Source organism: Micromonospora sp. NPDC050276 (assembly GCF_044459545.1).
In the GTDB taxonomy this organism is placed as follows: Bacteria; Actinomycetota; Actinomycetes; order Mycobacteriales; family Micromonosporaceae; genus Micromonospora.
In genome coordinates this window covers 20,574-47,382 of the sequence record NZ_JBITJA010000018.1, presented here as the reverse complement: position 1 = coordinate 47,382, position 26,809 = coordinate 20,574, and the positions used below count along the sequence as shown (strand labels likewise).

Genomic DNA, 26,809 nt, shown 5'->3' with positions numbered 1-26,809 from the left:
GATCCGGAGCAAGGATGCGCACGGCATGAGGGACCACGCCGGCACCGAACCCGGCTCACCACGACTGACGAAGTGGCTCGACGGACGGCTCACCCGACTCGGGGTGAACGGCGTGTTCGCCCGGGACTGCCTGCTGGCGGCGGCGCTGACCGTCCTGACGTTCATCCTGCTGACGGTGCTGCTCTTCTTCGTGGCGCCGGAGGACGGGGTGTCCTTCGACCCGACGCGGGCCTGGGTGCTCGTCGCCATCTGCTGCCTCCAGGCGACACTGCTGTGCCTGCGTCGGGTCCGGCCACTGCTCTGCCTCGCGCTGGTCGTCGGCCTCCAACTGCCCGTCATCGGCGTCGCCCTGCCCGAAGCGACCATCCGCGGCATCGCGCCGTTCGTGGTGGCGTACACCGTCGGGTCGTTGCTGCCGGTTCGACGCGCGTTGCTGGCTGTCGGCGCGGTCGTGGTGGTGGAGTCGCTCGGGGCTGCCGTCCTGGTGACGCCCGATCTGCTGACCGCCGTCGCGTACGTCTCGGCGAGTGCTCTGACCTACGCCAGCGCGACGTTCGTCGGCGGTTACGTGGCCACCTACCGGCGCTACGTCGAATTGGTCCGGGTGCGGGCGGACGAGGCGATCCGGGAGCAGCGGACGAAGGTTCAGGCGGCGATCGGCGCGGAGCGCTCCCGGATGGCCCGGGAGTTGCACGATGTGGCGGCGCACCACCTCTCCGGCATGGTGGTGCAGGCGGCGGCGGTCGAGCGACTGATCGACCGTGACCCGGCGGCCGCGAAGGCCGGCGTGGCCTGGATCCGGAGCCAGGGCAAGGAAACTCTGGACAACCTGCGGCTGGTCGTCGGCGTGCTGCGTGGCCGGCCGGGGCACGAGGGCGGCGACGGTGGCGCCCCGGTGCCGGGGCTGGGCATGCTCGACGACCTGGTCCGCACCGCGGGTAACCTCGCCGGCCCGGTGGAGCTCGTCCGTGAGGGTGCGCAGCGTGAGGTGTCGCCGATCGCCGATGTCGCGCTCTACCGGATCGCGCAGGAGTCGCTCAGCAACGCCCGTCAGCACGCACCGGGCGCCCCGGCACGGGTGGTCCTCCGCTTCGCGCCCCGCTCGGTGTCGCTGGAGGTGGTGAACGAACCGCCCCGCTCGCGAGGCGTACCGGCGGCGCGGACCGGCGGCGTCGGCCTGGTGGGCATGCGCGAGCGCGCGGAGCTGATCGGGGCGACGTTCACGGCCGGCCCGACGGCGGCCGGTGGCTGGTCGGTCACCGCGACGCTACCGACCAATGGTCCCGCCACGTCGCGGCCGAAGGAAGAGGCCCCCGCATGATCAGAGTGATGCTCGTCGACGACCAGGCGGTCGTCCGCGCCGGCTTCCGCGTCATCCTCGAGCAGGCCGGCGACATCGAGGTGGTGGCGGAGGCGTCGAGCGGGTCGGCCGCGGTCGAGCTGGCCCGCCGGCTACAACCGGACGTCATCTGCATGGACGTCCGGATGCCGCACGGCGACGGGCTCACCGCGACCCGGCAGATCGTCGCCGAGGCATCCGGAACGCCGCCGGCGGTGCTGGTGGTGACGACCTTCGATCTCGACGAGTACGTCTTCGGCGCGTTGGAATCCGGCGCCAGCGGGTTCATCCTCAAGGACTGTGAGCCGGAGGACCTGATCGAGGCGATCCGTCGCCTGGCGAGCGGGTACGGGCTGGTCGACCAGGCCGTCACCCGACGGGTGATCTCGGAGTTCGCCAGGCGCACGCCCGCTCCCCGCTCCGACGCGGCGGCGGCACATCAGCTGACCGCGCGGGAGACCGAGATCGTGGAGTTGCTCGCCCAGGGCCTGTCGAACGTGGAGATCGCCCATCGGCTCTTCATCGAGACCAGCACGGTCAAGTCACACCTCGGGCGCGCCATGGCCAAGATCGGCGCTCGGGACCGACTGCAGACCGTCGTGTGGGCGTACCAGAACGGGGTGGCCCAGCGGTGACAGCGACTCCGAGTGCACCTCACGACTCCCTGGTCGACAGTGGACAGCGTCGGAGTACGATCCCGGTCGTACCGCTGTGGTGACCTCCAGCTGACGACCCCCCTCGATAGGAGCCTGGCATGGCCGGCCCGGATGCCGAACTCACCGCGAAGCTTCAGCCCGACGTGCCGCACGCGGCCCGGATCTGGAACTACTGGATGGGTGGCAAGGACAACTTCCAGTCCGACCGGGCGGCCGGCGACGCCGTCGCGGAGGTCTACCCGGAGATCGTGCTGATGGCACAGCAGTCCCGCGTCTTCCTGGTGCGGGCCGTGCGGTACCTCGCGGCTGTGGCGGGCATCCGGCAGTTCCTGGACATCGGCACCGGCCTGCCCACCATGCAGAACACGCACGCGGTCGCGCAGAGCGTCGCACCCGAATCACGGATCGTCTACGTGGACAACGACCCGATGGTGCTGGTGCACGCGCGGGCACTGCTGGCCAGCACGACGTCGGAGGGCGTCACCACCTACGTCCCCGCCGACTACCACGACCCGGAGAAGATCCTCGCCGAGGCGGCGCAGACGCTCGACTTCACCCAGCCCGTTGCTGTGATGTACATGGGCGTGATGGGCTACGAGCCCGATCTGGCCGTCGTGCGCTCGATCGTGGGGCGCACGATGGACGCGATGCCGTCCGGCTCCCACCTGGTGCTCTGGGACGGCACCAACACCAGCCCGGCTGTGGTTTCCGGTGCCGACCGGCTGGCGCAGAGCGGCGGAGTCCCATACATCCTGCGCAGCCCGGAGGAGCTGGAGAGTTGCTTCGACGGGCTGACGATGGTCGAGCCGGGCCTGGTGCCGATCCCGCTGTGGCGGCCGGAGGAGCCCGACGCCGTCGGCATCGACGCCTACGGTGCCGTCGCCCGCAAGCCCTGACCGAAACAGCGTCCGCCCCGCTCCCCGCCATCGCGCCGGCAGCGGGGCGGACGTCGTCTCACCGCTCGCACGTCAGGGTCAGGCCATCGGGCACCGCGCTGGTCGCCACGAGTAGACCGAACGTCGTCACCGCGTCCAGGGCCAGCGTGCCGTTGTAGGAGGCGTTGCGGACGGTGACGTCGGTGCCGGCCGCCTCGACCACCCCGCCCCAGGACGTCTGGACCCGCTCGTCACCCGACCACTGCCAGGAGACACGCCACCGGTCCAGCGGCAACGTCCCGGTGTTACGGACCGTGACCGTCGCGACGAAGCCACTGCCCCACTGGGCGTCGATCGTGGCCGTCGCACGGCACGAGGTCAGCGAGGTGGTCCGGGCCGATGAGAACGCGTACGGATCCCGCCGACCGTCGGCGTCGGTGAACCGGTACCAGTACTCCGTGCCGGGCGTGAGCCGGTCGATGGTCACCGAGCCGTTGAGCTCCGGCCCGGAGACACCCTCGGCGACCGCAGCCCGCCACTGTTGGGCGTCCTCGCGGCTGCTGAAGAGGCTGACGGTCATCGGCGGGTTGTACCCGCAGGGCGGCCGGAAGAACACGAAGTACGAGATGGTCAGGCTCGTGCTGGTGGCACCGCTGACGTTCGCGGTGAGCGGCAGTGCCGGTGGGCAGGCGATCGTCGGCGTCGGCGACGGTGTTGGCGTGGCCGACGGCGGGGCGGGCGTCGCCTCAGCGGCGCTGGTGGTCCCGGTCCAGGCCGCCAGCGCCATGGTCGTGACAGCGAGGAACATGCGAAGCATCGGTGCCTCCGTGGTTGCCGGGCACCGATGACCGAGGTGGTAGCCGGTGCCGCACTCGGGTTTCCGGTCGCCGACGTGGGCTGCCCGGCACAGGCGGCATGGCCACCTCGTGCGCCCCGTGGACCGGAGGAGATGTGGTGCGCGCTGGCTCCCCGAGCACGACCGAACCACAGCATGGCAGCCGACAAGCATCGATACAAGGCAGTTCCGATCCCGTCGGGCATCGTCCTTTTCCTCTTCAACGGAGGGACACCCGCCGGGCGTCCGCGCCAAGAATGATCCATTGCGGTCTATCCTTTCGGACACGGGAGCACACCATGCTCGACGTAAGAACCACGACCCGGCGACCCCGGGTGGCGCGGGCACTGATCACGGCAGCCACCGCGGCGGTGCTGACGGCTGGCGCACTGGCCGCCCCGGCCCCCGCCAGCGCCGCCGTCAGCCGGGCCGAACTGGCGTTGCGCTGGGCGCCCATCCACTACCAGGATGTCGATGCCACCGGCAGCCATGCCCTGAGCGGTCAGTCGGACTACCTCACCCGGGTCGACTTCGACGGTGACCTGGACGGACGCAACAACTGGGAGCGGACCGGCCAGGCTGGCGCCTCGCTCGGCGCGCACGTGTACTACTCGGTGCTGGAGACGAGCACCCACTGGTACATCACGTACTTCTTCTTCCACCCTCGGGACTGGACGGACCACCCGTTCTTCGAGACTGAGCACGAGAACGACGGTGAGGGCGCGCTGTTCGCGATCGAGCGCGACGGCTCGACGTACGGCGTCCTGCGCTCGGCCGTCACGGTCGCGCACAGCGACTTCTACTCGTACACGCCGACCGGCAGCACCTGGACCAGCGGCGGGGAGAGCATCGACGGCACCCTGCGGTTCGCGGCGTCACCGCACGACACGTTCCAGCACCCGGTGACCGCGCAGGAGGCGCAGGGCCACGGCCTCAAGGCCCACCCGCAGTACGACATCAACGGTGACGGCCTCGTCTACTACCCGTCGACCGTGGCCGAGACGCCGAGCAGCGGCAACGACCGCGACGTGCGGTACCAGCTGATCGACATCTTCGCCGCCGGCGGCCTGTGGGCGCAGCGGGCCAACGCGAGCCTGTTCGCCAGCCTGGGCACCTTCGCCGGCGACACGTCCGGCGACTGCGGCGTCGGCACCTGGAGCTGTTCGACCAACTCGGCCAACGCGCCCTGGGGCTGGGACGACGGCAACGACGCACCCGCGCGTGGGGAGATCGCCAGCGACCCGGCGAAACTGTCGGCCGCGTACTTCACCGTGCCGGCCGGCCTGGCCCGCACCTACAGCTACAACCCGTACGCCGGTGCGGCGGCGGCACTCGCCGAGGCGGCGAGGACGGCACCACCCACCGTCGACTGATGTCCCTCCGTCTCCCCGGGGGCCGGGCCTGTCGGGCTGGTCACCGGGGAGACGGATCGACCCGCACCCGGTCGCTCTCGTGGTCGGAGAGGAAGGACGCGAGTGCCTGCCCCTGCTCCCCCACGGCCTCCCGCTCTGCCGGGGAGAGCCCCCGCAGTGGGCTGACGGTCACCGTGCCCGACTCGACAGTCCAGGTCGCCGCGACCCGGCCGTCGACGAGCACCACGCGCGCGCCGGCCACCGAGAGGCGACGGTGGGCGTCGTCGATGATCCGGCTACGGTCGTCGTAGCCGAGGATCGCGTTGTCGAACGCCGGCAGGAACCGCACCGGGGCGGGCGTCTCCGGGTCGGGGCGCGGCGCGTCAGGGAGGTCGATCAGCTTCCGGCCGCGCTCGTCGCGAAAGGTGACCAGCTCATCACGCATCGCGGTCAGCGCCGCCGGCAGCCCGGCGAGGCCGCACCAGGCCCGCAGGTCGGCCGAGGCCGCCGGGCCGAACGCGGCCAGATAGCGGCGTACGAGCAGTTGGCCGACCGGATCGACGCCCTCCTCGGTCAACGGTTCGAGCTCCCGGCCCAACCACGCCGAGAGCGGCCGGTAGTGCGCGCCTCCCTTCGCACGCCACAACCCGCGCGGCGGCAGTTGCGTCATCGGGAGCAGCGCGACCGCCATCTCGCCCAACGCCCGCGGCTCTGCCGTCGGCCACCGGTCGCCGAGTGCCCGCCCGATCTCGGACATCGCGCGGGGCGCACCGTCGGCCAGCAGGGCGAGGGCGGCAGCGGCGAGGTCGTCGAGATCCACCCCGTCGAGCTCACCGCGATAGACCCCGAGCACCCGCTGTCGCAGCATGGCGTCGTGACGGGGGCGCCAGGCCACGGCGTCGTCGGCGGTGAGCAGGTGGACGGTGCGGCGCATGAGGTGCATCCGCACCACGTGTCGCTCGGTCAGCAGCGTCGACAGCACCGCCGGATCGAACGCGCGCAGCCGCGACCAGAGCCCGATGAACGGCTCCTGCGGCTCCTGGGCCTGAAGACCACCGAGGTGGGCGACGGCGTCGAGGGCCGGCAGGTCGGCGCGGTCGAGCAGCAACTGCCGGGCCAACGTCGCGCGGTTGAGCGCCCGGGTGTCGAGAACTGTCATCGGATCCCTTCGGTCGTTCGCATTGTCCGATCCGGGGCTGACAATCTCGACCGAGCCGGCCAGACGCGGATTCGCCCCGCCCGGCGGCACCGGGCGAGGCGAATCCGAACGGGATCGACCGATCAGTGCCGGCCCACGAAGATCCCGATGCCGTTGGCGACCATCCGCTCCGTACCGTCGGACGGGCTGTTGCGGGCGGTGGCCGCGGCCTGGCCCGGCTCGCGGACGGCGACCGTGCTCGAACCGCCGCCGTCCAGGTTCACGGCGTCCTGCGCACCGAGCGACCGCATCAGGTCGGCCAGCTCGGCGATCGTGAACCCGGCGCTGGCCGGGGCGCGGCCGGCGAGGGCGACCAGGTACACGGTCCGGCCGTCCGGGCTGACCCCGGCCGAGCTGCGCACCGCGGCGGTCTTGGTGTCCAGGCCGGCCAGCGGCGCACCGTCGCGCAGGATCGGAGCGCCGCCGACGGCGAAGGTCAGCTTCGGCTTGTCGGCGGAGACGAGCCTCTCGCGCACCTGCACCCGGTCGCCGACGGCGAGGTCGTCGAGCGCGTCCGCGCCGGCCTCCCGGCCGACCAGCACCTGGGTGTCGGCCGGGATCGCGCCCGCGCCGGGCGCCTGACCCACTGCGGTCACCACCCCGTCGCGAACGGTCACCTCGTAGGTGTGGGTGCTGCACGGGTCGCTCCGGCTCGTGTCGGTGCCGCAGGTGGCCCGGACCCGGGAGGCGGTTCCCCAGTCGGCGGTGAACAGGCCGACGCCGTCGACCGGGAGCGCGTACTGGTTGAGGCCGCCCAGGGCGATCGTCCCCTTCTGGCTGCGCACCTCGCCGTCCAGGCTCAGGGTGTCGACCCGCGCCTTGCCGTTCACGCCGACGCCGAACACATCCCGGGTCGAGGTGCCGGGGGCGAGGCTGGGGCCGAACCGCTGCGCGGTCGGCACCGCGTACTTCAACTCCTCGCCGTCGGCGATCTCCGGGCCCGACGAGGAGTAGGTGGGGGTGACCCCGACGTGGGTCTCACTGTTGTTGAAGAAGTCGCCGTTCACGCCGGCGACGGCACCCTGCTCGTTGGTCATCGCCGAGACGACCTTGCGCTGCGCGACCGCGTCGGGGTGCAGCAGGTCCAGGGAGACGTTGTTCTTCTTCAGGTCGGCGGTGAGCAGGTAACCGACGGTGACGCCCCGGGGCGTGGTCACCTGGAACGAGCCGTAGGTGACGCCCGGGGCGAGCTGCTCGGTCGAGGTGAAGGTGATCGGGGTGTCCGTCGCGGGTACCGTGGCGGCCGCGGCGTGGGCGACGCCGGCGGGCGCCCCGAGCGTGGTCAGCCCCGCCGCGAGCAGCAGCGCCAGACGTGGGCGTACGAGGTTCCGTAACCTCATTGCCGCTCCTTTCGTGGTGCGTTTCCTGGCCTGGGCCGGGATGGTCGAGCCGGCGGGCGGTTGACCGAACCGGCGATGATCTTCCTGGCCAGCCGATCACCCGGGGGTGAACGCGGGAGGCTGCGAACGTGAACCGTCCGCACCGTCTTGATCAACTGCTAGAGCGCTCCGCGCAGGTCGGCACGGTCGCCCCGGCTCGGCGGTGGCTGACGCGAGCCCGGGGTGCCAAAAACTTTTGTGCACTTCCTACAACTGAGCGACGGTTGGTTCGGTGGTTGCGCCATAGCGCTGGCAGCCGCCACCCGGAAAGGTGATCACTGCTGGGAGCCGTCGTCTCACGGCATGCAGGTCGAGGTCTAGCTAAGGGGTCTTTCGGGTGTTCAACCGTGTCGCCATCGTCAACCGTGGTGAAGCCGCCATGCGGCTCATCCACGCGGTCCGCGAGCTGGCCGCGGAGACCGGCATCCAGCTCGAAACCGTGGCTCTCTACACCGATGTCGACCGCAACGCCACCTTTGTCCGCGAAGCGGACATTGCCTACGATCTCGGTCCGGCGTCCGCCCGCCCGTACCTCAATCTGGCGGTGCTGGAGCGCGCCCTGACCGAGACCGGGGCCGATGCCGCGTGGGTCGGCTGGGGCTTCGTCGCCGAAGACCCCGCGTTCGCCGAGCTGTGCGACAAGATCGGCGTCACGTTCGTCGGGCCGAGCGCGGACGCCATGCGCCAGCTCGGCGACAAGATCGGCTCGAAGCTGATCGCCGAGAAGGTCGGCGTGCCGGTCGCGCCGTGGAGCCGGGGCGCCGTCGAAACCCTCGCTGCCGCCCAGGCGTCGGCGGCCGAGATCGGCTATCCGCTGATGCTGAAGGCGACCGCGGGCGGCGGCGGGCGCGGCATCCGCGTGATCAGGAACGAGGCCGAGCTGGTCGACGCGTACGAGCGCACCAGCCAGGAGGCCGCACGGGCGTTCGGCAGCGGCATCGTGTTCCTGGAGCGCCTGGTCACCGGGGCCCGGCACGTCGAGGTCCAGGTAATCGCCGACGGGCAGGGCACCGCGTGGGCGCTCGGTGTCCGCGACTGCTCGGTGCAGCGACGCAACCAGAAGGTCATCGAGGAGTCGGCGTCGCCGGTGCTCGACCCGGCGCAGGCCGCCGAGCTGAAGACGTCGGCCGAGCGGCTGGCCGTGGCGGTCGGATACCGGGGCGCGGCGACCGTCGAGTTCCTGTACCACCCGGGCGACCGGCTGTTCGCGTTCCTCGAGGTCAACACCCGCCTCCAGGTCGAGCACCCGATCACCGAGCTGACCACCGGGTTCGACCTGGTCAAGGCCCAGCTGCACGTCGCCTCGGGTGGCCGGCTCGAGGGTGCGCCGCCGGCCGAGCGGGGGCACGCCATCGAGGCACGGCTGAACGCCGAGGACCCCGACCGCGACTTCGCGCCGTCACCGGGCCGCATCGCGCGGCTCGACCTGCCCAGCGGCCCCGGCATCCGGGTGGACACCGGCGTCAGCGAGGGCGACACCATTCCCGCCGACTTCGACTCGATGATCGCGAAGATCATCGCGTACGGCCGCGACCGCGACGAGGCGCTCGGCAAACTGCGCCGGGCGATGGCGAACACCACGGTGATCATCGAGGGCGGGGCGACGAACAAGAGCTTCGTACTCGACCTGCTCGACCAGCCCGAGGTGATCGACGCCAGCGCGGACACCGGCTGGATCGACCGCGTCCGCGGCGAGGGCCGGCTCGTCACGCACCGCCACTCGGCGGTCGCGCTGGCGGCGGCCGCCATCGAGGCGTACGAGGAGGAGGAGCGCGTCGAGCGGCAGCGGCTGCTGTCCACGGCGGCCGGCGGACGCCCGCAGGTGCAGCACGCCAGCGGCCGCCCGTTGGACCTCAAGCTGCGCGGTGTCGGCTACCGGACGCGGGTGGCACGAGTCGGCGCGCAGCGGTTCCGGGTCGGCATCGAGACCGGTCCCGTCGTGCGCACCGCCGACGTCGAGCTGGACCGCTTCGACCGGCACACCGGGCAGATCGTCGTCAACGGCATCCGGTACCGGCTGCTCACCGGCACGTACGGGCCCACCCACCTGGTCGAGGTGGACGGCGTGACGCACCGGGTCAGCCGGGACGAGGGCGGCGTCCTGCGCTCCCCGATGCCCGCGCTGGTCGTCGCCACGCCGCTGGAGGTCGGCGCCGAGGTCGAGGCGGGCGCGCCGGTGCTGGTGCTGGAAGCGATGAAGATGGAGACGGTGCTGCGAGCGCCGTTCAACGCGCGGCTGAAGGAGTGCGCCGTCTCGGTGGGCAGCCAGGTGGAGGCGGGTGCGCCGCTGCTACGCCTGGAGCCGCTCGCGGACGGTGCCGACGAGACCGCCGCCGACCCGAGCGCCGAGACCGTCGAACTGGACCTGCCCACCGCCGTCGAGGACATTCCGGCGTACGAGCGCAGCCGGCGAGGTCAGGAGGACCTGCGGGGTCTGCTGCTCGGCTTCGACGTCGACCCGCACGACGACAGCCGGGTGCTCGACGACTACCTCACCGCCCGCCGGGAGGCCCTGGAGGCCAGTCAGCGACCGGGGGCCGCAGCTGCCGGTCTGCGGCCGCTGGCCGCCGAACTCGACCTCATCGAGGTGTTCGCCGACCTGGCCGAGCTGAGCCGCAACCGACCCACCGGGGAGGACGGCGGCGCCGCGCACGTGCACAGCGCCCGGGAATACTTCCACACCTACCTGCAGAGCCTCGACGTCGAGCGGGCCGGGCTGCCGGAAGCCTTCCAAGCCAGGCTCGGCAAGGCGCTCAGCCGGTACGGCGTCACCGACCTGGAGCGCACCCCCGCCCTCGAGGCCGCCGTCTTCCGGATCTTCCTCGCCCAGCAGCGCGCGTCCGCCGACGCACAGGTCATCGCGGCGCTGCTGCGCGCCTGGCTGCGGGAAACCCCGCCGGACGAGACGCTGCGCGAGCCGGCCGGCCTCGCCCTGGAGCGGCTGATCGCCGCGACGCAGGTCCGCTTCCCCGTGGTCGCGGACCTCGCCCGCGGCGTGGTGTTCGCCTGGTTCGCCCAGCCGCTGCTGCGCCGCAACCGCGCCCGCGTCTACGCCGAGGTCCGTGGGCACCTGCGGCACCTGGACGCGCACCCGGACGCGGCGGACCGCGCCGAGCGCATCGCCGAGATGGTGCGCAGCACCGAGCCACTGGTCCGGCTGCTCGGCCAGCGGCTCGTCCGCGACCACCTCGACAACGCGGTGATGTTGGAGGTGCTGACCCGGCGGTACTACGGCAACCGGGCGCTCACCAGCGTGCGTACCCGCGATGTCGCGGGCTGCACGTTCGTGGTCGCCGAGCGCGCCGACTCGAGCGTGGTCTCCGCCGCGGTGAGTTTCGACGCGCTGGGCGGCGCCCTGCGTGGGCTGGCCGAGCTGGCCGCCGGCGAGGACGCCGTGGACGCCGACATCTACCTCGGCTGGGAGAACCAGCCGGAGGACTTCGACGCGATGGCGGCCGCGCTGGCCGAGGTCATCGCCGCGCACCCGCTGCCGCCCCAGGTCCGTCGGGTGACCACCACCGTCGCGGGTCGCGGCGGGGCGGTGATGCACCACCACTTCACCTTCCGCCCGTCCGGCACCCAGTTGACCGAGGACCGGCTGATCCGCGGGCTGCACCCGTACATCGCGCAGCGGATGCAGCTGGAGCGGCTGCACAAGTTCGACCTGACCCGGCTGCCGTCCTCGGACGAGGAGGTCTACCTCTTCCAGTGCGTGGCGCGGGAGAACCGAGCCGACGAACGCCTCGTCGCGTTCGCGCAGGTGCGGGACCTGACCGAGCTTCGTGAGCAGGACGGCCGGCTGGTCGCGTTGCCGACCACCGAGGACGCCATCGCCGCCTGCCTCGACTCGATCCGCCGCGCCCAGTCACGGCGGCCGTCGAAGACGCGCTTCAACACCAACCGGATCGTGGTCTACGTCTGGCCGCCGAGCGGGCTGACCCGCGAGGAGATGGAGATGATCGCCGGGCGGGTGCGCCCGACGACCGCGGGCGCCGGCCTGGAGGAGATCCTGTTCATCGCGCGGCAGCGCGACCGCCGGACCGGCGAGCTGACCAAGATCGCCGTACGGATCTCGTTCGACGCCGCGGGCGGTGCCGAGTTGGCCGTCGGGGAGCCCCCGGTCGAGCCGATCGAGCCGCTGGACGAGTACCGGCTCAAGGTGCTGCGCGCCAGCAGCCGCAACACCGTGTACCCGTACGAGCTGACCGGACGGCTCGGTGACTTCGCCGAGTACGACCTCGACGACAACCTTGTGCTGGTGCCGGTGGAGCGGCCGAAGGGGCGCAACAGCGCCGCCATCGTCGCCGGGGTGGTCACCACGCCGACCGAGCGCTACCCGCAGGGCGTCACCCGGGTGGTGCTGCTCGGCGACCCGACGAAGTCGCTGGGCGCGCTGTCCGAGCCGGAGTGCCGGCGCGTGATCGCCGCACTGGACCTGGCCGAGCGGATGCAGGTGCCGCTGGAGTGGTGGGCGCTCTCCGCCGGGGCCCGGATCTCGATGACCTCCGGCACGGAGAACATGGACTGGGTGGCCGCGGCGCTCAAGCGGATCGTCGAGTTCACGCAGGCCGGCGGTGAGATCAACATCGTGGTCGCGGGCATCAACGTCGGCGCGCAGCCGTACTGGAACGCCGAGGCGACGATGCTCATGCACACCAAGGGCATCCTGGTGATGACGCCCGACTCGGCGATGGTGCTCACCGGCAAGCAGTCGTTGGACTTCTCCGGTGGAGTGTCCGCCGAGGACAACTTCGGCATCGGCGGCTACGACCGGGTGATGGGGCCGAACGGGCAGGCGCAGTACTGGGCGCCGAACCTGACGGCCGCCCGGGACGTGGTGATGGCGCACTACGACCACACCTACGTCGCACCCGGCGAGGACGCCCCCCGACGGGCGGTCACCACCGACCCGGCCGACCGCGACATCTCCGACTTCCCGCACGACGTGGCGGGCAGCGCCTTCCGCACCGTCGGGGAGATCTTCTCCGTGGAGGCCAACCCGGACCGTAAGAAGCCGTTCGACATCCGGACGGTGATGCGCGCCCTCGCCGACCAGGACCACCCGGTGCTGGAGCGCTGGGCCGGCATGGCGGACGCGGACACCGCAGTCGTGCAGGACGTCCACCTCGGTGGCATCCCGGTCTGCCTGCTCGGCATCGAGTCCCGGTCGGTGCCCCGGCACGGCTTCCCGCCCACCGACGGTCCCGACACGTACACGGCGGGCACGCTCTTCCCACGCTCGTCGAAGAAGGCCGCGCGGGCGATCAACGCGGCCAGCGGCAACCGACCGCTGGTCGTGCTGGCGAACCTGTCCGGCTTCGACGGCTCACCGGAGTCGATGCGCAAGCTGCAACTGGAGTACGGCGCCGAGATCGGCCGGGCGATCGTGAACTTCCGGGGACCCATCGTCTTCTGCGTGATCTCGCGCTACCACGGCGGCGCGTTCGTGGTCTTCTCCAAGGCGCTGAACCCGAACATGACCGTGCTCGCGCTGGAGGGCTCGTTCGCCTCGGTGCTGGGTGGCGCACCCGCCGCCGCGGTGGTGTTCTCCGCCGACGTCAACGCCCGAACGGCGGCCGACCCGCGGGTGCGGGACCTGGAGGCCCGCACCGCGGCCGCGACCGGCACCGAACGCGCCGCGCTGACCGCGGAACTCGACGAACTGCGCTCGTCGGTGCGCGCGGAGAAGCTCAGCGAGGTGGCCGCCGAGTTCGATCGGGTGCACAACATCCACCGCGCCGTCGAGGTCGGCTCGGTGGACGCCGTCATCCGCGCCGCCGAGCTGCGTCCGCGCATCATCGAGGCCATCGAGGCCCGCCTGGGATAACGCGACGACACGGGCGGGGCTGGCTCGGTTTCTGAAGTGGGAGGAACCGAAGCCAGCCCCGCCCCGGTTCTCATTCGATCGTCTCGGCGGGACGCGCGACAGCAAACACGAACCAGGCGATGGTGCAGACCGCGGCCGACATCAGCAGAGCCCACCCGGTGCCGGCGGCGGCAGCGGCGCCCATGACGACGACACCGAAGGTGGCGCCGACCTGCCGCACGGCGTTGAGCAGACCGCCCACCGCGCCGGCCGTGCCCGCCGGGGCGACGCCGACGAGGGCCGCGACCAGCGCCGGCAAGGCGTAGGAGACACCGAAGCCGGTCATCAGGAGGCCGACCGCGAGCCACTGGTAGCCGCCGTCGGCGAAGACCACCCCGGCGAGCACCGCGCCTCCGGCGGTCAGCAGGGCCAGACCGGCCAGGATCGGTCGGCGCGGACCCACCCGTGCCACGATCCTGCCGGTGAACGGCGGATTGACCGCGAAGGGCAGCGTCAGCGGCAGGAACGCCAGCCCGGTCTGCAGCGGGTTCAGCTGCCGCTGCTGCTGCATCAACAGCGGCAGCACGAACAGACCCCCCGTCAGGGCGAAATTCACCGCCGCGGCGGCCAGCAGCCCGGCCCGCACCCGCCCGGACCGCAGCAGCGCCCGGTTCAGGACCGGCGCCCGGCTGTGGCGCTCCAGGCCGAAGAAGACCAGCACCGACACCCCGCACCCCACCGAGGACCACGTGGCGTGGGCCCACGCCCGCGAACCGGCAGCGATCAACGCGTCCGTAACGAGAGCCAGCACGGCGACGGCTGCCAACTGGGCGGGCCAGTCGATTCGGCGGTAACCGCGCGGGCAGGCCACCGCCGGGCCGTACGTCAGCGCCAGCACCGCCAGGCCGATGGGCACGTTGACCAGGAAGATCGACCGCCACCCGGCCGCGCTGACAAGTGCGCCGCCGGCGATCGGACCGGCTGCCACGGCCGCACCGCTGATCGCGGCCCACGCCGAGACCGCCCGCGCCCGCGCCGCCGGTTCCGGGTAGAGCTGGGCGATCATCGCCATCGAGGCGGGCACGCACAACGCCGCGGCGACCCCCGAGATCGCGCGCAGGAGGACCAGGGCCCACAGTCCCGGGGCGAACGCGCTGAGCAGGGACGCGAGCGTGAAGACCGCGATGCCGGTGCGGAAGAGCCGCTCGGCACCGAAACGGTCCGCCGCCGCCCCCGCCGACAGCAGCAGCGCGGCGAACGCGACGGTGTAGCCGGCGGTAGCCCACTGCAGCCCGGCCATTGAGGTGTCGAGTGAGGACGCCAGAGCAGGCTCGGCGACCGATAGCACCGTCATGTCCAACAGCACCATGAAGTAGCCCAGCGAAATGCCGGTCAGGGCGGTGGAGTGCCTCCGCCGCTGACGAAGATCCGCTCGTGCTGGTGCGGACGTACTCAATAGGGTCATGACTGGCGAAGCTCCCCGAAGACGACCGTGGAAGGACGCCACCACTGTGCGTTTCGGCAGACCAGTGGCTCCACCGCCACAGCCGAACGACGCGTTCGGAATTTCCGAACGCTCCGGGCGGTTGCTCGGCGCGTGGAGCTACGCCAACTCAGCACCTTCGAAGCCGTCGTCCGCCACCGAACCGTGACCGATGCCGCCGTCGCGCTCGACCTCGCCCCCTCGTCCGTCTCCCAGCAGATCCGGACTCTCGAGGAAGCACTCGGCGTGACCCTGTTCGTGCGCGGTCCCAAGGGGATGCGGCTGACCCCGGCCGGGCAACGGTTGCAGGGATGGGCACGGTCGCTGCTCGACCAGGCCGAGCAGGCCACCCGCGACGTCCGACGGGAACGGCGCCAGCTCCGGCTCGGCGCGCTGGAGAGCCTCGCCGGCTCCTACCTGCCCGCGGTGATCACCCGGTTCGCCGAACGTCGACCCGACATCGACCTTGAGATCCACACCGAGCGCGCCCGCGACGGTCTCCTTGCCGACGTGACCGACGGACGGCTCGAGGCCGCCCTGCTGCTGGATTCCGGCGACGATGTCGGCGGACTTGGCTTCCCGGCCCCCGCCGAACCGCTCGCCTTCATCGACCTCGACCCGGTCCCCCTCGCCCTGGTATCCACGCCCGGGCACCCGCTCGCGGCCCGTGCCGCGCTGACCCCCGACGACCTCACGCACGAACGGCTCCTGGTCAACGTGCCGGAATGTTCGTTCTGGATGGCCGGGGACCGGATCCTCGGCTCCGGCCCCCAGCGGGTCAGAGCCGGCGGCGTCCCGGTGATGCGCGCGTGGGCCGAGCACGGGCTCGGAATCTCACTGCTTCCCCGCTTCGCGGTCGCCGACAGCCTCCGCTCCGGCGCCCTGGTCCAACTCGACCTTCCCCTCCCGGATCTCTACCTGCGGCTGATCTGGCGAGAAGACCAGGAAGCGTTGCCCGGCATGCGCGACATCTTGTACGCCGCAGCTCGTCCCTGAGTCAGGTGGCGCGGCGCAGCAACTCGTGAAGGAACGTAACGACCTCGGCGGGCGTGAGTTCCATGGCGTTCTCGCCGATGCTCACCTCGAAGGAGCACCGGTCGGGATCCGGCGCCGAGCGTACGCGGCCGAACAGTTCCACGCCGGTGGCGGCGAGCATGGCGTCTGCTGCCCGCATCGCGGCGTCCGGGCCGACGGGAAGGTGGACGTGGAAGATCGGCGTCTGCGGTGGGTCCGGGAATGCGCGGGCCACACCATCGGCGTTGATGGCCACCGCGATCGCCACGGCGTGCTCCCGGTGCGCTGGCAGCCGGGGCAGCAGAGTGTCCAGGCCGTGCAGTGCGGCGAGCGCCAGCGGCCAGGCGTCGTAGACGTCGCCGCCGAGCCGACGCCGCCACACCCGGGCCTCGGCCACGAGGGCGGCGTCTCCGGCCAGCGCGGCACCGCCGACGCCCTGCAATCCCTTGTAGAACGAGACGTACCCGGTGTCGAACAGCGCGGCGATCTCGGAGAACGGTCGCTGGTAGTACGTCTGCGCCTCCCACAGGCGCGCGCCGTCGAGATGGACGGCGGCACCACGATCGCGCATCGCCGCGGTCTGCGCGACGAGGTCGTCCCACTCCGGCAGCAGGCCCCCGATGTCACGTTGCGGCAACTCCCCGAGCACCGCCGCGAGCGGTTCGGCGACGGCGGCGAGATCGGCCAGGGTCATCAGCCGGTGGCGGTCGCCGACGGGATGGAAGCGCAGCCCGTGCACGACGGCGTACCCCTGCTGCTCCCAGACCTCCAGGTGACACTGCGGATGGGCGGCGAAGGCCCGCCGGCCGCGCCGGTCGGCGTGGATGCGCAGGGCGACCTGCTGCGCCATCGTCCCGGACGGGAAGAACAGGGCTTCGTCCTTGCCGAGCAGGGCTGCCACCCGCCGTTCGAGGGCGGCCACCGGCCCGTCCGGTCCGTGCGGCGGCGTGGCCGGGTCGACCTGGGCCAGCATCGCCCGCAGCAGGTCGTACGGCCGACGGCGCAGCTCCGAGTGCAGGAACAGGGAACGCCGCACAGTCATTGCGGCAGTATCCACCCTCAGCCGGTTCGTCGCTCGTGGCCCGGGTCGGTGTCGGACTGCCAGGCGGCGACCAGATCCTCGCGTGCCCGGGCGACCCGGGAGCGGATGGTGCCGACCGGGCACTGGCAGACGTCCGCCGCCTCGGCGTACGACAGGCCGAGGACCTGGGTGGCGACGAACGCCTCGCGGCGTTCCTGGGTCAGGCCGGCGATCAACTGGTGCAGGGCCACCCCCTCGTCGGCGCCGGCCGTGATCGCACCGGCGGCCTCGGCCGCCGCCTGCCAGTCCGGCACCGACGCCATCCTCGGCCGGGCCACCGCCGTCCGAACGTGATCCACGGCGACCCGCCGGGCGATGGTGAACACCCAGGTACGGGCCGACGAGCGGCCGGCGAAACCGGGCAGGTTGCGAAACGCCCGCAGGAACGTCTCCTGGGTCAGGTCGTCGGCCTCCCCCGGCCCGGCCAGGTGCGACAGAAACCGCCAGACCTGGTCCTGCAGTGCCCGGATGAACGCCGTGGCAGCCTGCCGGTCACCCTGGCCCGCCTCCCGCGCCCACCGGGTCACCTGGTCGTCGTCAGCGTCGCCGTTCCGCACGGACCACCGTCCTGTGTGCCACGGGCGCTCCCTCGTGCCGAGATGTCGTCGTCGCAACGCCGCCGGTCGGCCGCGCACTCTGGTGGTCGGCGGCGGGTCGGCAAAAGTTCCCGAGGTTGCCACCTTCGACTGATCTTCGGGAACGGCGCGGGAACCGACGCGACCCGCCATCCGACTACCGATTCCGACCGCCCCGCGCATCGAGCCGAACGGATACCGCATGACGTCCATCGTTGAGACGCCCGAGTCCACTCCCCCGCCGGCTCCCGCGCCGACGTCGGCCGGTACGACCTGGGGTGGATTGCTGCTGCGGATCCATTTCTACGCCGGGATCCTGGTCGCCCCGTTCCTCGTCGTGGCCGCGCTGACCGGCCTCGCGTACACGGTCACGCCGCAACTGGACCAGATCGTCCACGGCGAACAGCTCACGGTCGACACGGTCGGCGACGACACGCGTCCGCTGGCCGAGCAGATCGCCGCGGCCCGCGCCGCCCACCCGGACGGCACGCTCGCCTCCGTCACACCCGGGGCGGGGGACGCGACGACCCGGGTGGTGTTCGACGTCGACGGCCTCGGCGACCGGCAGCACACCGTCTACGTCGACCCGTACACCGCCGGGGTGCGGGGCACGTTGACGACCTGGTTCGGGTCGACCCCCATCACCACCTGGCTGGACGACCTGCACCGCAACCTGCATCTCGGCGTCGTCGGCCGGTACTACTCGGAACTCGCCGCGAGTTGGCTGTGGGTCATCGTGCTGGGCGGGATCATCCTGTGGTGGCGTCGGCAGCGCCCCGGCGCGGGGCGGCTACGGCGGCTGTTCGGCCCCGATCTGGCGGCCCGGCGGGGTGTCCGGCGTACCCGTGGCTGGCACGCGGCGACCGGGCTGTGGCTGGCTGTCGGGCTGCTGTTCCTCTCCGCCACCGGCCTGACCTGGTCCCGCCACGCCGGGGAGTCCTTCGGGGCGGGGCTGGACGCCCTCGACTCCCGTACCCCCGAGGTGTCCACCGCCCTGCCGGGTGCGACCGCACCGGCCGACGGTGCCGGTCACCACGAGGGGCACAGCGGGCAGGCCACCTCGATCGATCTGGCCGCGGCCGACCGGGTCCTCGCGATCGCCCGGAGCGCGGGCCTGGACGGCCCGGTCGAGATCACTCCGGCCGCCGACGTCCACTCGGCGTGGACGGTCACCCAGGTGGACAACACCTGGCCGGTCCGCAAGGACCGGGTGGCCGTCGACCCGGCCGCGGGCACGGTGACCGCGCGCAGCGACTTCGCGTCCTGGCCCCTGCTGGCGCAACTGAGCGGGCTCGGCGTCCAGGCGCACATGGGGCTGCTGTTCGGCCCGGTCAACCAGATCCTGCTCGCCGCCCTCGCCCTCGGGCTGCTCTGCGTCATCGTGTGGGGCTACCGCATGTGGTGGCAACGCCGCCCCACCCGCACCGATCGTCGCGCCCTCGTCGGCACCGCCCCCGAGCGGGGCGCGTGGCGGCAGGTGCCCCGGTGGGGCCTCATCGTCGGCGTACCCGTGGTCGTCGCCGTCGGTTGGGCGCTACCGGTGTTCGGGGTGACCCTGCTGGCCTTCCTCGTTCTCGACCTCGCCGTCGGGGCCTGGCGGGCCCGCCGAGCTGGGGCCACGGCCGGCTGACGCGCGGGCCCGCGCCGTCGGTCACTCAGCCCGCGACGGGCTGGCAGCTTGACCTGACACGCCCTCGAAGCGGGCCTCCACCGGCGGTCTACCGCTCACCCACCGTCAGCGAGTGAGGCAGGCCAAGGCCCTCGACGGCCGCCACCACCAGGTCTTCCGGGGCGAGCGACACATCGAGCACCAGCACCGACTCGTCCGGCTCGGCCGGTTCCAGCGTGGCGAGCTGGGACTCCAGCAGGCTCGCCGGCATGTAGTGCCCCTCGCGCCGGGCCAGTCGGGCTCGGATGGCCTCCGTTGGTCCGTCCAGGTGCACGAAGTCCACCCGGGGCGAGCCCTGGCGCAGCACGTCCCGGTACGACCGCTTCAACGCCGAGCACGCCAGCACAGTCGATTGACCCTCCGCACCGCGGTCGGCGAGCCAGGCGGCGATGTCACGCAGCCAGGGCCAGCGCGCGGCGTCGTCCAGCGGTACGCCGGAGCGCATCCGCGCCACGTTTCCCGGGGTGTGGAACTCGTCCGCCTCGGCGAACAGCAGCCCGGTCGCCGCGCTGATCCCGCGCGCCACCGTGGTCTTGCCAGCCCCGGCGACGCCCATCACCACGACGTGCCGGCTGGGCCGGGCGGCGCGCCGCTCACCAGTCATGAACCGTGCCGTCCTTGAGCCGGTTGAACGGCAGGTACGCCGGCTCGTACGGGAATCGGGCCGCCGCCTCCTCGTCGAGCTCCACCCCGAGTCCCGGTTGATCGCCCGGGTGCAGGTAACCATCGGTGAAGGTGAACGACTGCCGGAACACCTCGTTCGCCAACGGGGTGTGCTTCATGTATTCCTGGATCCCGAAGTTGTGGATGGCCAGGTCCAGGTGCAACGCCGCGGCCATGCCCACCGGGGAGATGTCGGTGGGGCCGTGGATACCGGACTTGATCTGGTACTGGGCGGCGAAGTCGAGCAGCTTGCGCATGGCGGTGATGCCGCCGGTGTGGGTGACCGCGGACCGGACGTAGTCGATCAACTGCTCGCGGATCAGGGTCTGGTAGTCCCAGACCGTGTTGAAGACCTCGCCGATGGCCAGCGGGGTGGTGGTGTGCTGGCGGACCAGCCGCAGCGCCTCCTGGTTCTCCGCCGGAGTGCAGTCCTCCAGCCAGAACAGGTCGTACGGTTCGAGGGCCTTGCCGAGCTTGGCGGCCTGGATCGGGGTCATCCGGTGGTGACCGTCGTGCAGCAGCGGCAACTCCGGGCCGAACTCGCCGCGCACCGCCTCGAAGACCGAGGGCAGGTGGCGCAGGTACGCCCGGGTGTCCCAGTCCTCCTCGACCGGCAATGGGGTGCGCTGCGCGGGTTCGTAGTCGTAGCGCTGGCCGGTGGCGCTGGGCTGTGCGGCCACGCCGTAGACCGCGTTGATGCCCGGCACCGAGGTCTGCACCCGGATCGACCGGAAGCCCTCGTCGAGGTGGCGGCGGATCGAGTCGAACAGCTCGGGGATGTCCCGCCCGGACGCGTGCCCGTACGCCATGATGCCGGTGCGGGACGCGCCGCCCAGCAGTTGGTACAGCGGCATGCCGGCGGCCTTGGCCTTGATGTCCCACAACGCGACGTCCACCGCGGCGATGGCCGCCATGGTGACCGGGCCACGCCGCCAGTACGCCGACCGGTACAGGAACTGCCAGGTGTCCTCGATCCGGTGTGCGTCGCGCCCCATCAGCAGCGGGGCGACGTGGTCGCGCAGGTACGAGGCGACGGAGAGCTCACGGCCGTTGAGCGTGGCGTCGCCCAGACCGGTGATGCCCTCGTCGGTGGTGATCTTCAGGGTGACGAAGTTCCGGTCGGGACTGGACACGATGATGTCTGCTGCGACGATCTTCACGGGGTGCCTTTCGTTCTTACCGGTCGGGGGTCTCACCACTCCGCGTAGGAGCCGTCGGGGTGCCGCCAGGTCGGGCTGCGCCAGGCGTGCCCGCGCTTGTCCGCGGTCCGCACCGCGTGTTCGTCGATCTCGATGCCGAGGCCGGGCGCGGTCAACCGCTGCACGTACCCGTCGACGAAGGTCAGCGGGGTCTGGTCGAGGCAGTAGTCGAGCACCTCGGCGCCCTGGTTGTAGTGGATGCCGATGCTCTGTTCCTGTATCAGGAAGTTGGGCGTGGCAAAACCGATCTGGAGGCAGGCGGCGAGGGCGATCGGCCCGAGCGGGCAGTGCGGGGCGAGTTGCACGTCGTACACCTCGGCCAGCGTGGCGATCTTGCGAACCTCGGTGATACCGCCGGCGTGCGCGAGGTCCGGTTGGGCCACGGCGATGCCAACCTGCAACACCGGCAGGAACTCCTGCCGACTGTAGAGCCGCTCCCCGGTCGAGACCGGGGTGCTCGTGCAGCGCACGACCTCACCGATCAGGTGCGAGTTCTCCGGCACCACCGGTTCCTCCAGGAAAAACGGTCGGTACGGCTCCAACAGCGGGGCGACCCGCCGGACGTTGGCGAGGGTGAACCGACCGTGGAAGTCGACCGCGACGTCCCGGGTGTCACCGAGGACCTCGCGGGCGACGGCCACCCGCTGCACCACCGCGTCCAGGTCGGCGACCGAGGCGAGCGCGCCCATCCGCCCGGAGGCGTTCATCTTCACCGCGGTCAGGCCCGCCTCGATCCGGGCGCTGATCTGGTCGCGGATCTCGGCGGGCTCGTCACCACCGACCCAGCCGTAGACCCGGATCCGGTCCCGGACCGGCCCGCCGAGGAGTTGGTGCACGGGGGTGCCGTAGTGCTTGCCGGCGATGTCCCAGAGCGCCTGGTCCAGACCGGCCACCGCGCTGGCCAGGATCGGGCCGCCCCGGTAGAAGGACCCCTTGGTCAGCACCTGCCAGTGGTCCTCGATGCGCAGCGCGTCCCGACCGATCAGGATCTCGCTGAGCTGGTGCACGGCCGTGCGTACGGTCTCGGACCGCCCCTCGCAGGTCGCCTCGCCCCAGCCGACGATGCCGGACTCGGTCTCGATCCGGACGAACAGCCAGCGGGGCGCGACCAGGAAGGTCTCCACCTGCGCGATCGTCGTCATGCGCCGGTCAGCCCTTCGTCGCACCGGCGGTGAGGCCGGAGACGACGTACTTCTGCACGAACAGGGCGATCAGCATGATCGGCAGGGTGACCACGGTCGCCGCGGCCATCAGGCCACCCCAGTCGATGCTGGCGTAGCCGACGAAGTCGAAGATCGCGACCGGGAGCGTCTTCGTGTCGGAGCCGGAGAGCACCAGGGCGAACATGAAGTTGTTCCAGGAGAAGATGAAGGACAGGATCGCGGCCGTCGCCACGCCCGGCACCGACAGCGGCAGCGTGATCCGCCGGAACGCGCCGATGTGGGTGAGCCCGTCGACCAGCGCGGCCTCTTCCAACTCGGCCGGCAGGCCGTCGAAGTACCCCATCATGATGTAGACGATCAGCGGCAGCGACACGAACATGTGGCTCAGGATCAGCACGGTGAAGCCGCCGACCATCTTCAGGTTGGAGAAGACGTAGTACCAGGGCACCAGGAGTGAGACCCCGGGGATCACCCGGGCCATGAGCACGACGAGCGCGGACTTCTTCATGCTGAACCGGCTCATCGAGTACGCGGCGGGCACCCCGAGCAGGAGCGAGAGGGTAGTGGCCGCGAACGCCACCCAGAGGCTGTTGCCGATGAACTGGAGGTAGTTCGCCTGCTGGAGGACCGTCTCGTAGTTCTTCAGGCTGGGCGAGAAGGTGAACGCCTTGGCGGTGTCGTAGATGTCCACGTTGGTCTTGAACGACGCGGTGATCATCCAGAACAGCGGCGCCATCAGCGCGAACACCACGATGACGAGAGCCGACGTGCGGAACACCCGGTACGGCTTGCTCGGCTTCATCGGCCCAGCCCCTTCTTGCGATAGGTGAGGGCCCACATCACCCCGATGATGATCAGGAAGAAGATGATGAGGACTGTCGACGAGACGCCGTAGTCGTTGTAGTCGAAGCTGAGGCCGTAGGCGTACACGTTGAGGGTCTCGACCTCGTGGAAGGACCCGCCGCCGCGACCCTTGGTGGCGTAGAGGATGTCGAACGTCTTGAGCGCGTCGATGCCGCGCAGCAGGATGGCCACGATCACCGTGGGCATCAGCAGCGGAAGCGTGACGTGCCGGAAGCGCTGCCAACTGCTGGCACCGTCGATCCGGGCCGCCTCCTGGGGCTCGTCGGAGAGCGAGGTCAGCCCGGCGAGCAGGATCAGCACGACCATCGGGGTCCACTGCCAGATGTCGATGAACATCGTCGTCGGCAGGGCCGAGTGCTGGCCGGCCAGCCAGGGCTGGGGGCCGATCCCGACCCAGCCGAGCAGTTGGTTCGCCATCCCGATGTTGGGGTCGAAGATCAGGCGCCACATCATGCCGACCGCCACCGGCGTGGCCACCAGCGGCAGGAGGATCGCGACGCGCACCCACTTCTCGCCACGGAAGGGCCGCCACAGCAACAGCGCGATCGCCATGCCGAGCACGACCTCGAAGAACAGCACGACGCCGGTGAAGAGGACGGTACGCCAGACTGCCGGCCAGAACCGGTCGGTGTCGGTGAGCACGTCGAGGTAGTTCTGGACGCCGATGAACTCGGACTCGGCGCGTACCGAACCCTCGGCGTCGGTGAGGCTCAGGTAACCGGTCCACGCCACCGGAAAGATGATCAGCACGGCGACGAACGCCATGGCGGGCGCCGCGAAGAGCCACTTGCGGTGTTCGTTGGCCCAACGCGACCAGGCCGACGTCGTGTCCAGGGACGCCGCGGCGGCCTCGGGTGATTCGGTACGGAGTGTGCGCACGGCTGACATTGGGGTCTCCGGGTTGGAGGGGTCAGGTCCCGGCGAGGCGGCGGAGCCGGTCGGCCCCGCCGCCCGACGCGTGGGTTACTTCGCCTCGTCGTCGAGGAACTTCTGGAACGCCGCGTTCGCCGTGTCCGCCGAGGCGGCGGCGTCCTTGCCGGTGATCGCGTCGACGATCGGCTGACCCACGATCTCCCGCGCCTGAGCCACCTTGACCACCAGCGGCCGGTCGTGCCCCACACCGTTGGCGGTGCTGACCGTGTTGGCCTCGGCGAGGTCCTTCGGCAGGCTCGCGGTGCTCGCCGGGTTCGCCCAGACCGACGCACGGGCACCGGGAACGCCGGCGGTCTGCTGCGCCAGCGCCTGCTCCTTGCCGGCCGCCCACTGGATGAACTTCCAGGCGTTGTCCTTGTTCTCCGAGTTGTCGTTCACCCCGAGCGCCCAGGAGGGGATGTTGTACGGCTTCGATCCGGCCGGGCCGGCCGGGAAGGCGGCGAAGCCGACGGAGTCGACGACCTTTGACCTGGTCGGGTCGGTGGCGTTCTTGTAGAGCGAGTTGGCCTCGGTGTAGAAGGCGGCCTTGCCCTGCGTGAAGATCGCCATCGCCTCCGACCAGCTCATGTCGGTGCTGATGTTCTCCGGGCCGTGGTCCCGGAGCAGCCCGCCGTAGTAGGCGTACGCCTGCTTGGCCTGCTCGGTGTTGACGGTGGCCTTTCCGCTGGAGTCCACGAAGTCGCCGCCGAAGCTGAAGAGGAAGCTGGAGAACTGGGTGACGGCGGCCGCCTTGCCGGTGCGAGCGACGAAACCGGCGACGCCCGGGTTGTCGGCCTCGATCTTCGCCGCCTGCGCCTTGAGCTCGTCAAGGGTCTTGGGCGGCGCGGTGAAGCCGGACTTCGTCAGCAGGTCCTTGCGGTAGTAGAGGACCTCCTGCTCGGTGATGATCGGCAGCCCGACGACCTTGTCCTCATAGGTCGTCGCCTGCATCGGCCCGGCCTGGAAGTCACCGATCTCGAAGGCGCTGTCGGACTTGACCTTGTCGCTCAGGTCGGCGAGGTACTTGTTCTTGCCGAACAGCTTCCCCTCCTGCAGCGGCCGGTACATCATCACGTCGAGGTCGCTGGAGCCGGCGTTCAGCTTGACGTTGTACTGGTCGGAGAGCTGGTCCTCGCCAAGCTGGGTGACTTCGACCTTGAGCCCGGACTGCTTCTCGAACTCCGGCAGGACCTTCTTGATGTTCTCGGTCCACACGTGGTTGACCAGGGTCACGCGAAGGGTCTTCGAGTCTTCGCCGCCGCCATCGCCGCCGCAGGCGGACAGGCTCATGGCGGCGACCACGGCCAGAGAAGTGCCGATTATCGATCGACGTCGCACGCTTGTCTCTCCTTCTGTCGTGGCCGCCGCCCCAAGGGCGCCGCTACCTCGGTGTTACATCCGCTTAACATCGGGATGCTAGGCCGAAAAAGCCGACTACTTCAAGAGGTACATGTAAATGATATGATCTTTGGGTGGAACCGTCCTCATCAGAGGTTGCCGCCGTCGCGGCCCTCCCCGCCGAGGCCGGGCTGCACGCCCGCGTCCTCGAACACCTCGGCACCGCCATCTGCGGCGGCGAGCTGGCACCCGGATCGGTCCTCAACATCGACGAGTTGGTCGACCGGTACGCCGTGTCCCGCTCGGTCGTCCGCGAGGTGCTGCGGGTGCTGGCCTCGATCGGGTTCATCGAGGCACGCCGACGGGTGGGGGTGATGATCCGGCCGGCGAGCGCATGGAACGTCTTCGACCCGCAGGTGATCCGCTGGCGTCTCGCCTCAGCCGGCCGGATGGCCCAGCTGCGGTCGATCACCGAACTGCGCACCGCCGTCGAGCCCCACGCGGCCTTCCTGGCCGCCAGCCGGATCGGCCGCGACGAGGCGAGCGACCTCGTCGGGCTCGCGGCGAAGATGTGGGCGGCCGGCGAGGCCGGCGACGAGGAGCGTTTCCTGCACCTCGACATCGAGTTCCACCGGCGGGTCCTGCTCGCCTCCGGCAACGAGATGTTCGTCCGGCTCCAAGAGCTGGTCGCGGAGGTGCTCACCGGCCGGCACAAGCACCACCTCATGCCACACCACCCGCACGAGCAGGCGCTCCAGATGCACGCCGAGGTGGCCCAGGCGATCCAGCGCCGCGACGGTGAACGTGCCCGGCAGGCGATGGTGCAGCTGATGGAGCAGGCCTTCGACGAGATGAAGTCGCTGTGGGAGCAGACCGGTAAACCCGAGCCGAGCGCGGACGGCGGCCCGACGACCACCCGCTGACCGGCGCGTGCCGGCCACCGAAACCGGTTGCCGGTGGCCGGCGTCACGTCGAGGATCAATCGATGTCCAGCGATCAGGTGACCACCGAATTCTCAATCAAGCCCACCCTCACCGGCGAGCGGGTGTACGAGAAGGTCGGCTTCGTCGTCGAGGGTGTGCTGCGGCAGACGCTGCGCGACGGTGACGACTGGATCGACGCCACGGTGATGTCGACTCTCGCGCCCGAGTGGGCCGCGCACCGGGGACACCCCGAGCGCTGAGCGAGAAGCGCGGGCCGGTCCGACAGCAGTCACGTCATGGCGATGGAGCGCGGACGCCGGTCCCCCGCAGCCAGAACCCGGCGGCGCGTCCGAGGACGGGACCGGGCTGGCCGTCGCGCAACTCCAGCTGCACTCGCCCGCGGGTGACGACGCCGAACGCGTCGTACCACTCCGTCGCGACCACCGCGGCGCGCGCGCCACCACGCAGTGTGAGCGTCCGCACCG

22 protein-coding genes are annotated in these 26,809 nt (G+C 71.0%); 9 read left to right on the top strand and 13 right to left on the bottom strand.

The annotated features are described in order from the left end of the window. Window positions 1-25: 25 nt before the first annotated feature. The 3 genes from ACIBF8_RS28475 (at window position 26) to ACIBF8_RS28465 (ending at window position 2,891) form a co-directional block, all read left to right on the top strand. Window positions 26-1,321, top strand: coding sequence for a sensor histidine kinase (locus tag ACIBF8_RS28475; RefSeq protein WP_396787000.1), 1,296 nt, complete (start codon window positions 26-28; stop codon window positions 1,319-1,321). Beyond that, window positions 1,318-1,974, top strand: coding sequence for a response regulator (locus ACIBF8_RS28470; protein ID WP_396786999.1), 657 nt, complete (start codon window positions 1,318-1,320; stop codon window positions 1,972-1,974). The genes ACIBF8_RS28475 and ACIBF8_RS28470 overlap by 4 nt, the downstream gene beginning before the upstream one ends. 119 nt (window positions 1,975-2,093) lie before the next feature. Then, the gene (locus ACIBF8_RS28465) at window positions 2,094-2,891 is read left to right on the top strand and encodes an SAM-dependent methyltransferase (protein WP_396786998.1); all 798 of its coding nucleotides are present in this window, start codon (window positions 2,094-2,096) and stop codon (window positions 2,889-2,891) included. A 58-nt stretch (window positions 2,892-2,949) separates the two neighbouring features. Here ACIBF8_RS28465 and ACIBF8_RS28460 read toward each other — a convergent pair whose 3' ends face one another. Then, the gene (locus tag ACIBF8_RS28460; protein WP_396786997.1) at window positions 2,950-3,687 is read right to left on the bottom strand and encodes a cellulose binding domain-containing protein; all 738 of its coding nucleotides are present in this window, start codon (window positions 3,685-3,687) and stop codon (window positions 2,950-2,952) included. Between the two features lie 317 nt (window positions 3,688-4,004). Here ACIBF8_RS28460 and ACIBF8_RS28455 point away from each other — a divergent pair, with 317 nt between their 5' ends. Then, the gene (locus ACIBF8_RS28455) at window positions 4,005-5,078 is read left to right on the top strand and encodes a hypothetical protein (RefSeq protein WP_396786996.1); all 1,074 of its coding nucleotides are present in this window, start codon (window positions 4,005-4,007) and stop codon (window positions 5,076-5,078) included. 40 nt (window positions 5,079-5,118) lie between these two features. Here the strand turns inward: ACIBF8_RS28455 and ACIBF8_RS28450 are convergent, their stop codons facing one another. Together ACIBF8_RS28450 and ACIBF8_RS28445 are read right to left on the bottom strand one after the other, a co-directional pair. After that, on the bottom strand, window positions 5,119-6,216 hold the full coding sequence (locus tag ACIBF8_RS28450) for a winged helix DNA-binding domain-containing protein (protein WP_396786995.1): 1,098 nt from the start codon (window positions 6,214-6,216) through the stop codon (window positions 5,119-5,121). Window positions 6,217-6,338: 122 nt separating this feature from the next. Then, the gene (locus ACIBF8_RS28445; protein WP_396786994.1) at window positions 6,339-7,595 is read right to left on the bottom strand and encodes a phosphodiester glycosidase family protein; all 1,257 of its coding nucleotides are present in this window, start codon (window positions 7,593-7,595) and stop codon (window positions 6,339-6,341) included. A gap of 376 nt (window positions 7,596-7,971) precedes the next feature. Here ACIBF8_RS28445 and ACIBF8_RS28440 point away from each other — a divergent pair, with 376 nt between their 5' ends. Beyond that, complete coding sequence (locus ACIBF8_RS28440) at window positions 7,972-13,461, top strand: carboxyl transferase domain-containing protein (protein ID WP_396786993.1); 5,490 nt, start codon at window positions 7,972-7,974, stop codon at window positions 13,459-13,461. A gap of 70 nt (window positions 13,462-13,531) precedes the next feature. Here the strand turns inward: ACIBF8_RS28440 and ACIBF8_RS28435 are convergent, their stop codons facing one another. Beyond that, window positions 13,532-14,905 (bottom strand): MFS transporter, encoded by a 1,374-nt coding sequence (locus ACIBF8_RS28435; protein ID WP_396786992.1) that lies wholly within the window; start codon window positions 14,903-14,905, stop codon window positions 13,532-13,534. A gap of 132 nt (window positions 14,906-15,037) precedes the next feature. Between ACIBF8_RS28435 and ACIBF8_RS28430 the strand changes: the two genes are divergently transcribed. Further along, window positions 15,038-15,919 (top strand): LysR family transcriptional regulator, encoded by an 882-nt coding sequence (locus ACIBF8_RS28430; protein ID WP_396786991.1) that lies wholly within the window; start codon window positions 15,038-15,040, stop codon window positions 15,917-15,919. A 1-nt stretch (window position 15,920) separates the two neighbouring features. On the opposite strand, the gene ACIBF8_RS28425 is transcribed toward ACIBF8_RS28430, so the two are convergent. Beyond that, a complete protein-coding gene (locus tag ACIBF8_RS28425; RefSeq protein ID WP_396786990.1) occupies window positions 15,921-16,979 on the bottom strand; it encodes a threonine aldolase family protein in 1,059 nt (352 codons plus the stop codon). Between the two features lie 17 nt (window positions 16,980-16,996). Further along, window positions 16,997-17,575 (bottom strand): sigma-70 family RNA polymerase sigma factor, encoded by a 579-nt coding sequence (locus ACIBF8_RS28420; RefSeq protein ID WP_396786989.1) that lies wholly within the window; start codon window positions 17,573-17,575, stop codon window positions 16,997-16,999. 220 nt (window positions 17,576-17,795) lie between these two features. Between ACIBF8_RS28420 and ACIBF8_RS28415 the strand changes: the two genes are divergently transcribed. After that, window positions 17,796-19,223, top strand: coding sequence for a PepSY-associated TM helix domain-containing protein (locus ACIBF8_RS28415; RefSeq protein WP_396786988.1), 1,428 nt, complete (start codon window positions 17,796-17,798; stop codon window positions 19,221-19,223). An 88-nt stretch (window positions 19,224-19,311) separates the two neighbouring features. On the opposite strand, the gene ACIBF8_RS28410 is transcribed toward ACIBF8_RS28415, so the two are convergent. From ACIBF8_RS28410 to ACIBF8_RS28385, 6 genes are all read right to left on the bottom strand, one after another. Next, window positions 19,312-19,866: a gluconokinase gene (locus ACIBF8_RS28410; protein ID WP_396786987.1), complete on the bottom strand. Its 555-nt coding sequence runs from the start codon at window positions 19,864-19,866 to the stop codon at window positions 19,312-19,314. Continuing rightward, entirely contained in the window at window positions 19,856-21,085 is a 1,230-nt protein-coding gene (gene manD, locus ACIBF8_RS28405; protein WP_396786986.1) for a D-mannonate dehydratase ManD, read from the bottom strand. Before manD ends, ACIBF8_RS28410 begins: the two co-directional genes overlap by 11 nt. Before the next feature lie 32 nt (window positions 21,086-21,117). Next, a complete protein-coding gene (gene dgoD / locus ACIBF8_RS28400) occupies window positions 21,118-22,266 on the bottom strand; it encodes a galactonate dehydratase (protein WP_396786985.1) in 1,149 nt (382 codons plus the stop codon). Window positions 22,267-22,273: 7 nt separating this feature from the next. Further along, window positions 22,274-23,089 carry a carbohydrate ABC transporter permease gene (locus ACIBF8_RS28395; protein ID WP_396786984.1) on the bottom strand — a complete coding sequence of 272 codons (816 nt, stop codon included), beginning with the start codon at window positions 23,087-23,089 and terminating at the stop codon, window positions 22,274-22,276. Further along, window positions 23,086-24,030 carry a carbohydrate ABC transporter permease gene (locus tag ACIBF8_RS28390; protein WP_396786983.1) on the bottom strand — a complete coding sequence of 315 codons (945 nt, stop codon included), beginning with the start codon at window positions 24,028-24,030 and terminating at the stop codon, window positions 23,086-23,088. Before ACIBF8_RS28390 ends, ACIBF8_RS28395 begins: the two co-directional genes overlap by 4 nt. Before the next feature lie 84 nt (window positions 24,031-24,114). Further along, the gene (locus ACIBF8_RS28385; RefSeq protein ID WP_396786982.1) at window positions 24,115-25,401 is read right to left on the bottom strand and encodes an ABC transporter substrate-binding protein; all 1,287 of its coding nucleotides are present in this window, start codon (window positions 25,399-25,401) and stop codon (window positions 24,115-24,117) included. Between the two features lie 134 nt (window positions 25,402-25,535). On the opposite strand from ACIBF8_RS28385, the gene ACIBF8_RS28380 reads away from it, so the two are divergent. Then, entirely contained in the window at window positions 25,536-26,324 is a 789-nt protein-coding gene (locus ACIBF8_RS28380; protein WP_396786981.1) for a FadR/GntR family transcriptional regulator, read from the top strand. A gap of 62 nt (window positions 26,325-26,386) precedes the next feature. After that, window positions 26,387-26,584, top strand: coding sequence for a GNAT family N-acetyltransferase (locus tag ACIBF8_RS28375; protein WP_396786980.1), 198 nt, complete (start codon window positions 26,387-26,389; stop codon window positions 26,582-26,584). Window positions 26,585-26,618: 34 nt separating this feature from the next. Here the strand turns inward: ACIBF8_RS28375 and ACIBF8_RS28370 are convergent, their stop codons facing one another. Continuing rightward, window positions 26,619-26,807, bottom strand: coding sequence for a hypothetical protein (locus tag ACIBF8_RS28370; RefSeq protein ID WP_396786979.1), 189 nt, complete (start codon window positions 26,805-26,807; stop codon window positions 26,619-26,621). Window positions 26,808-26,809: the final 2 nt, after the last annotated feature.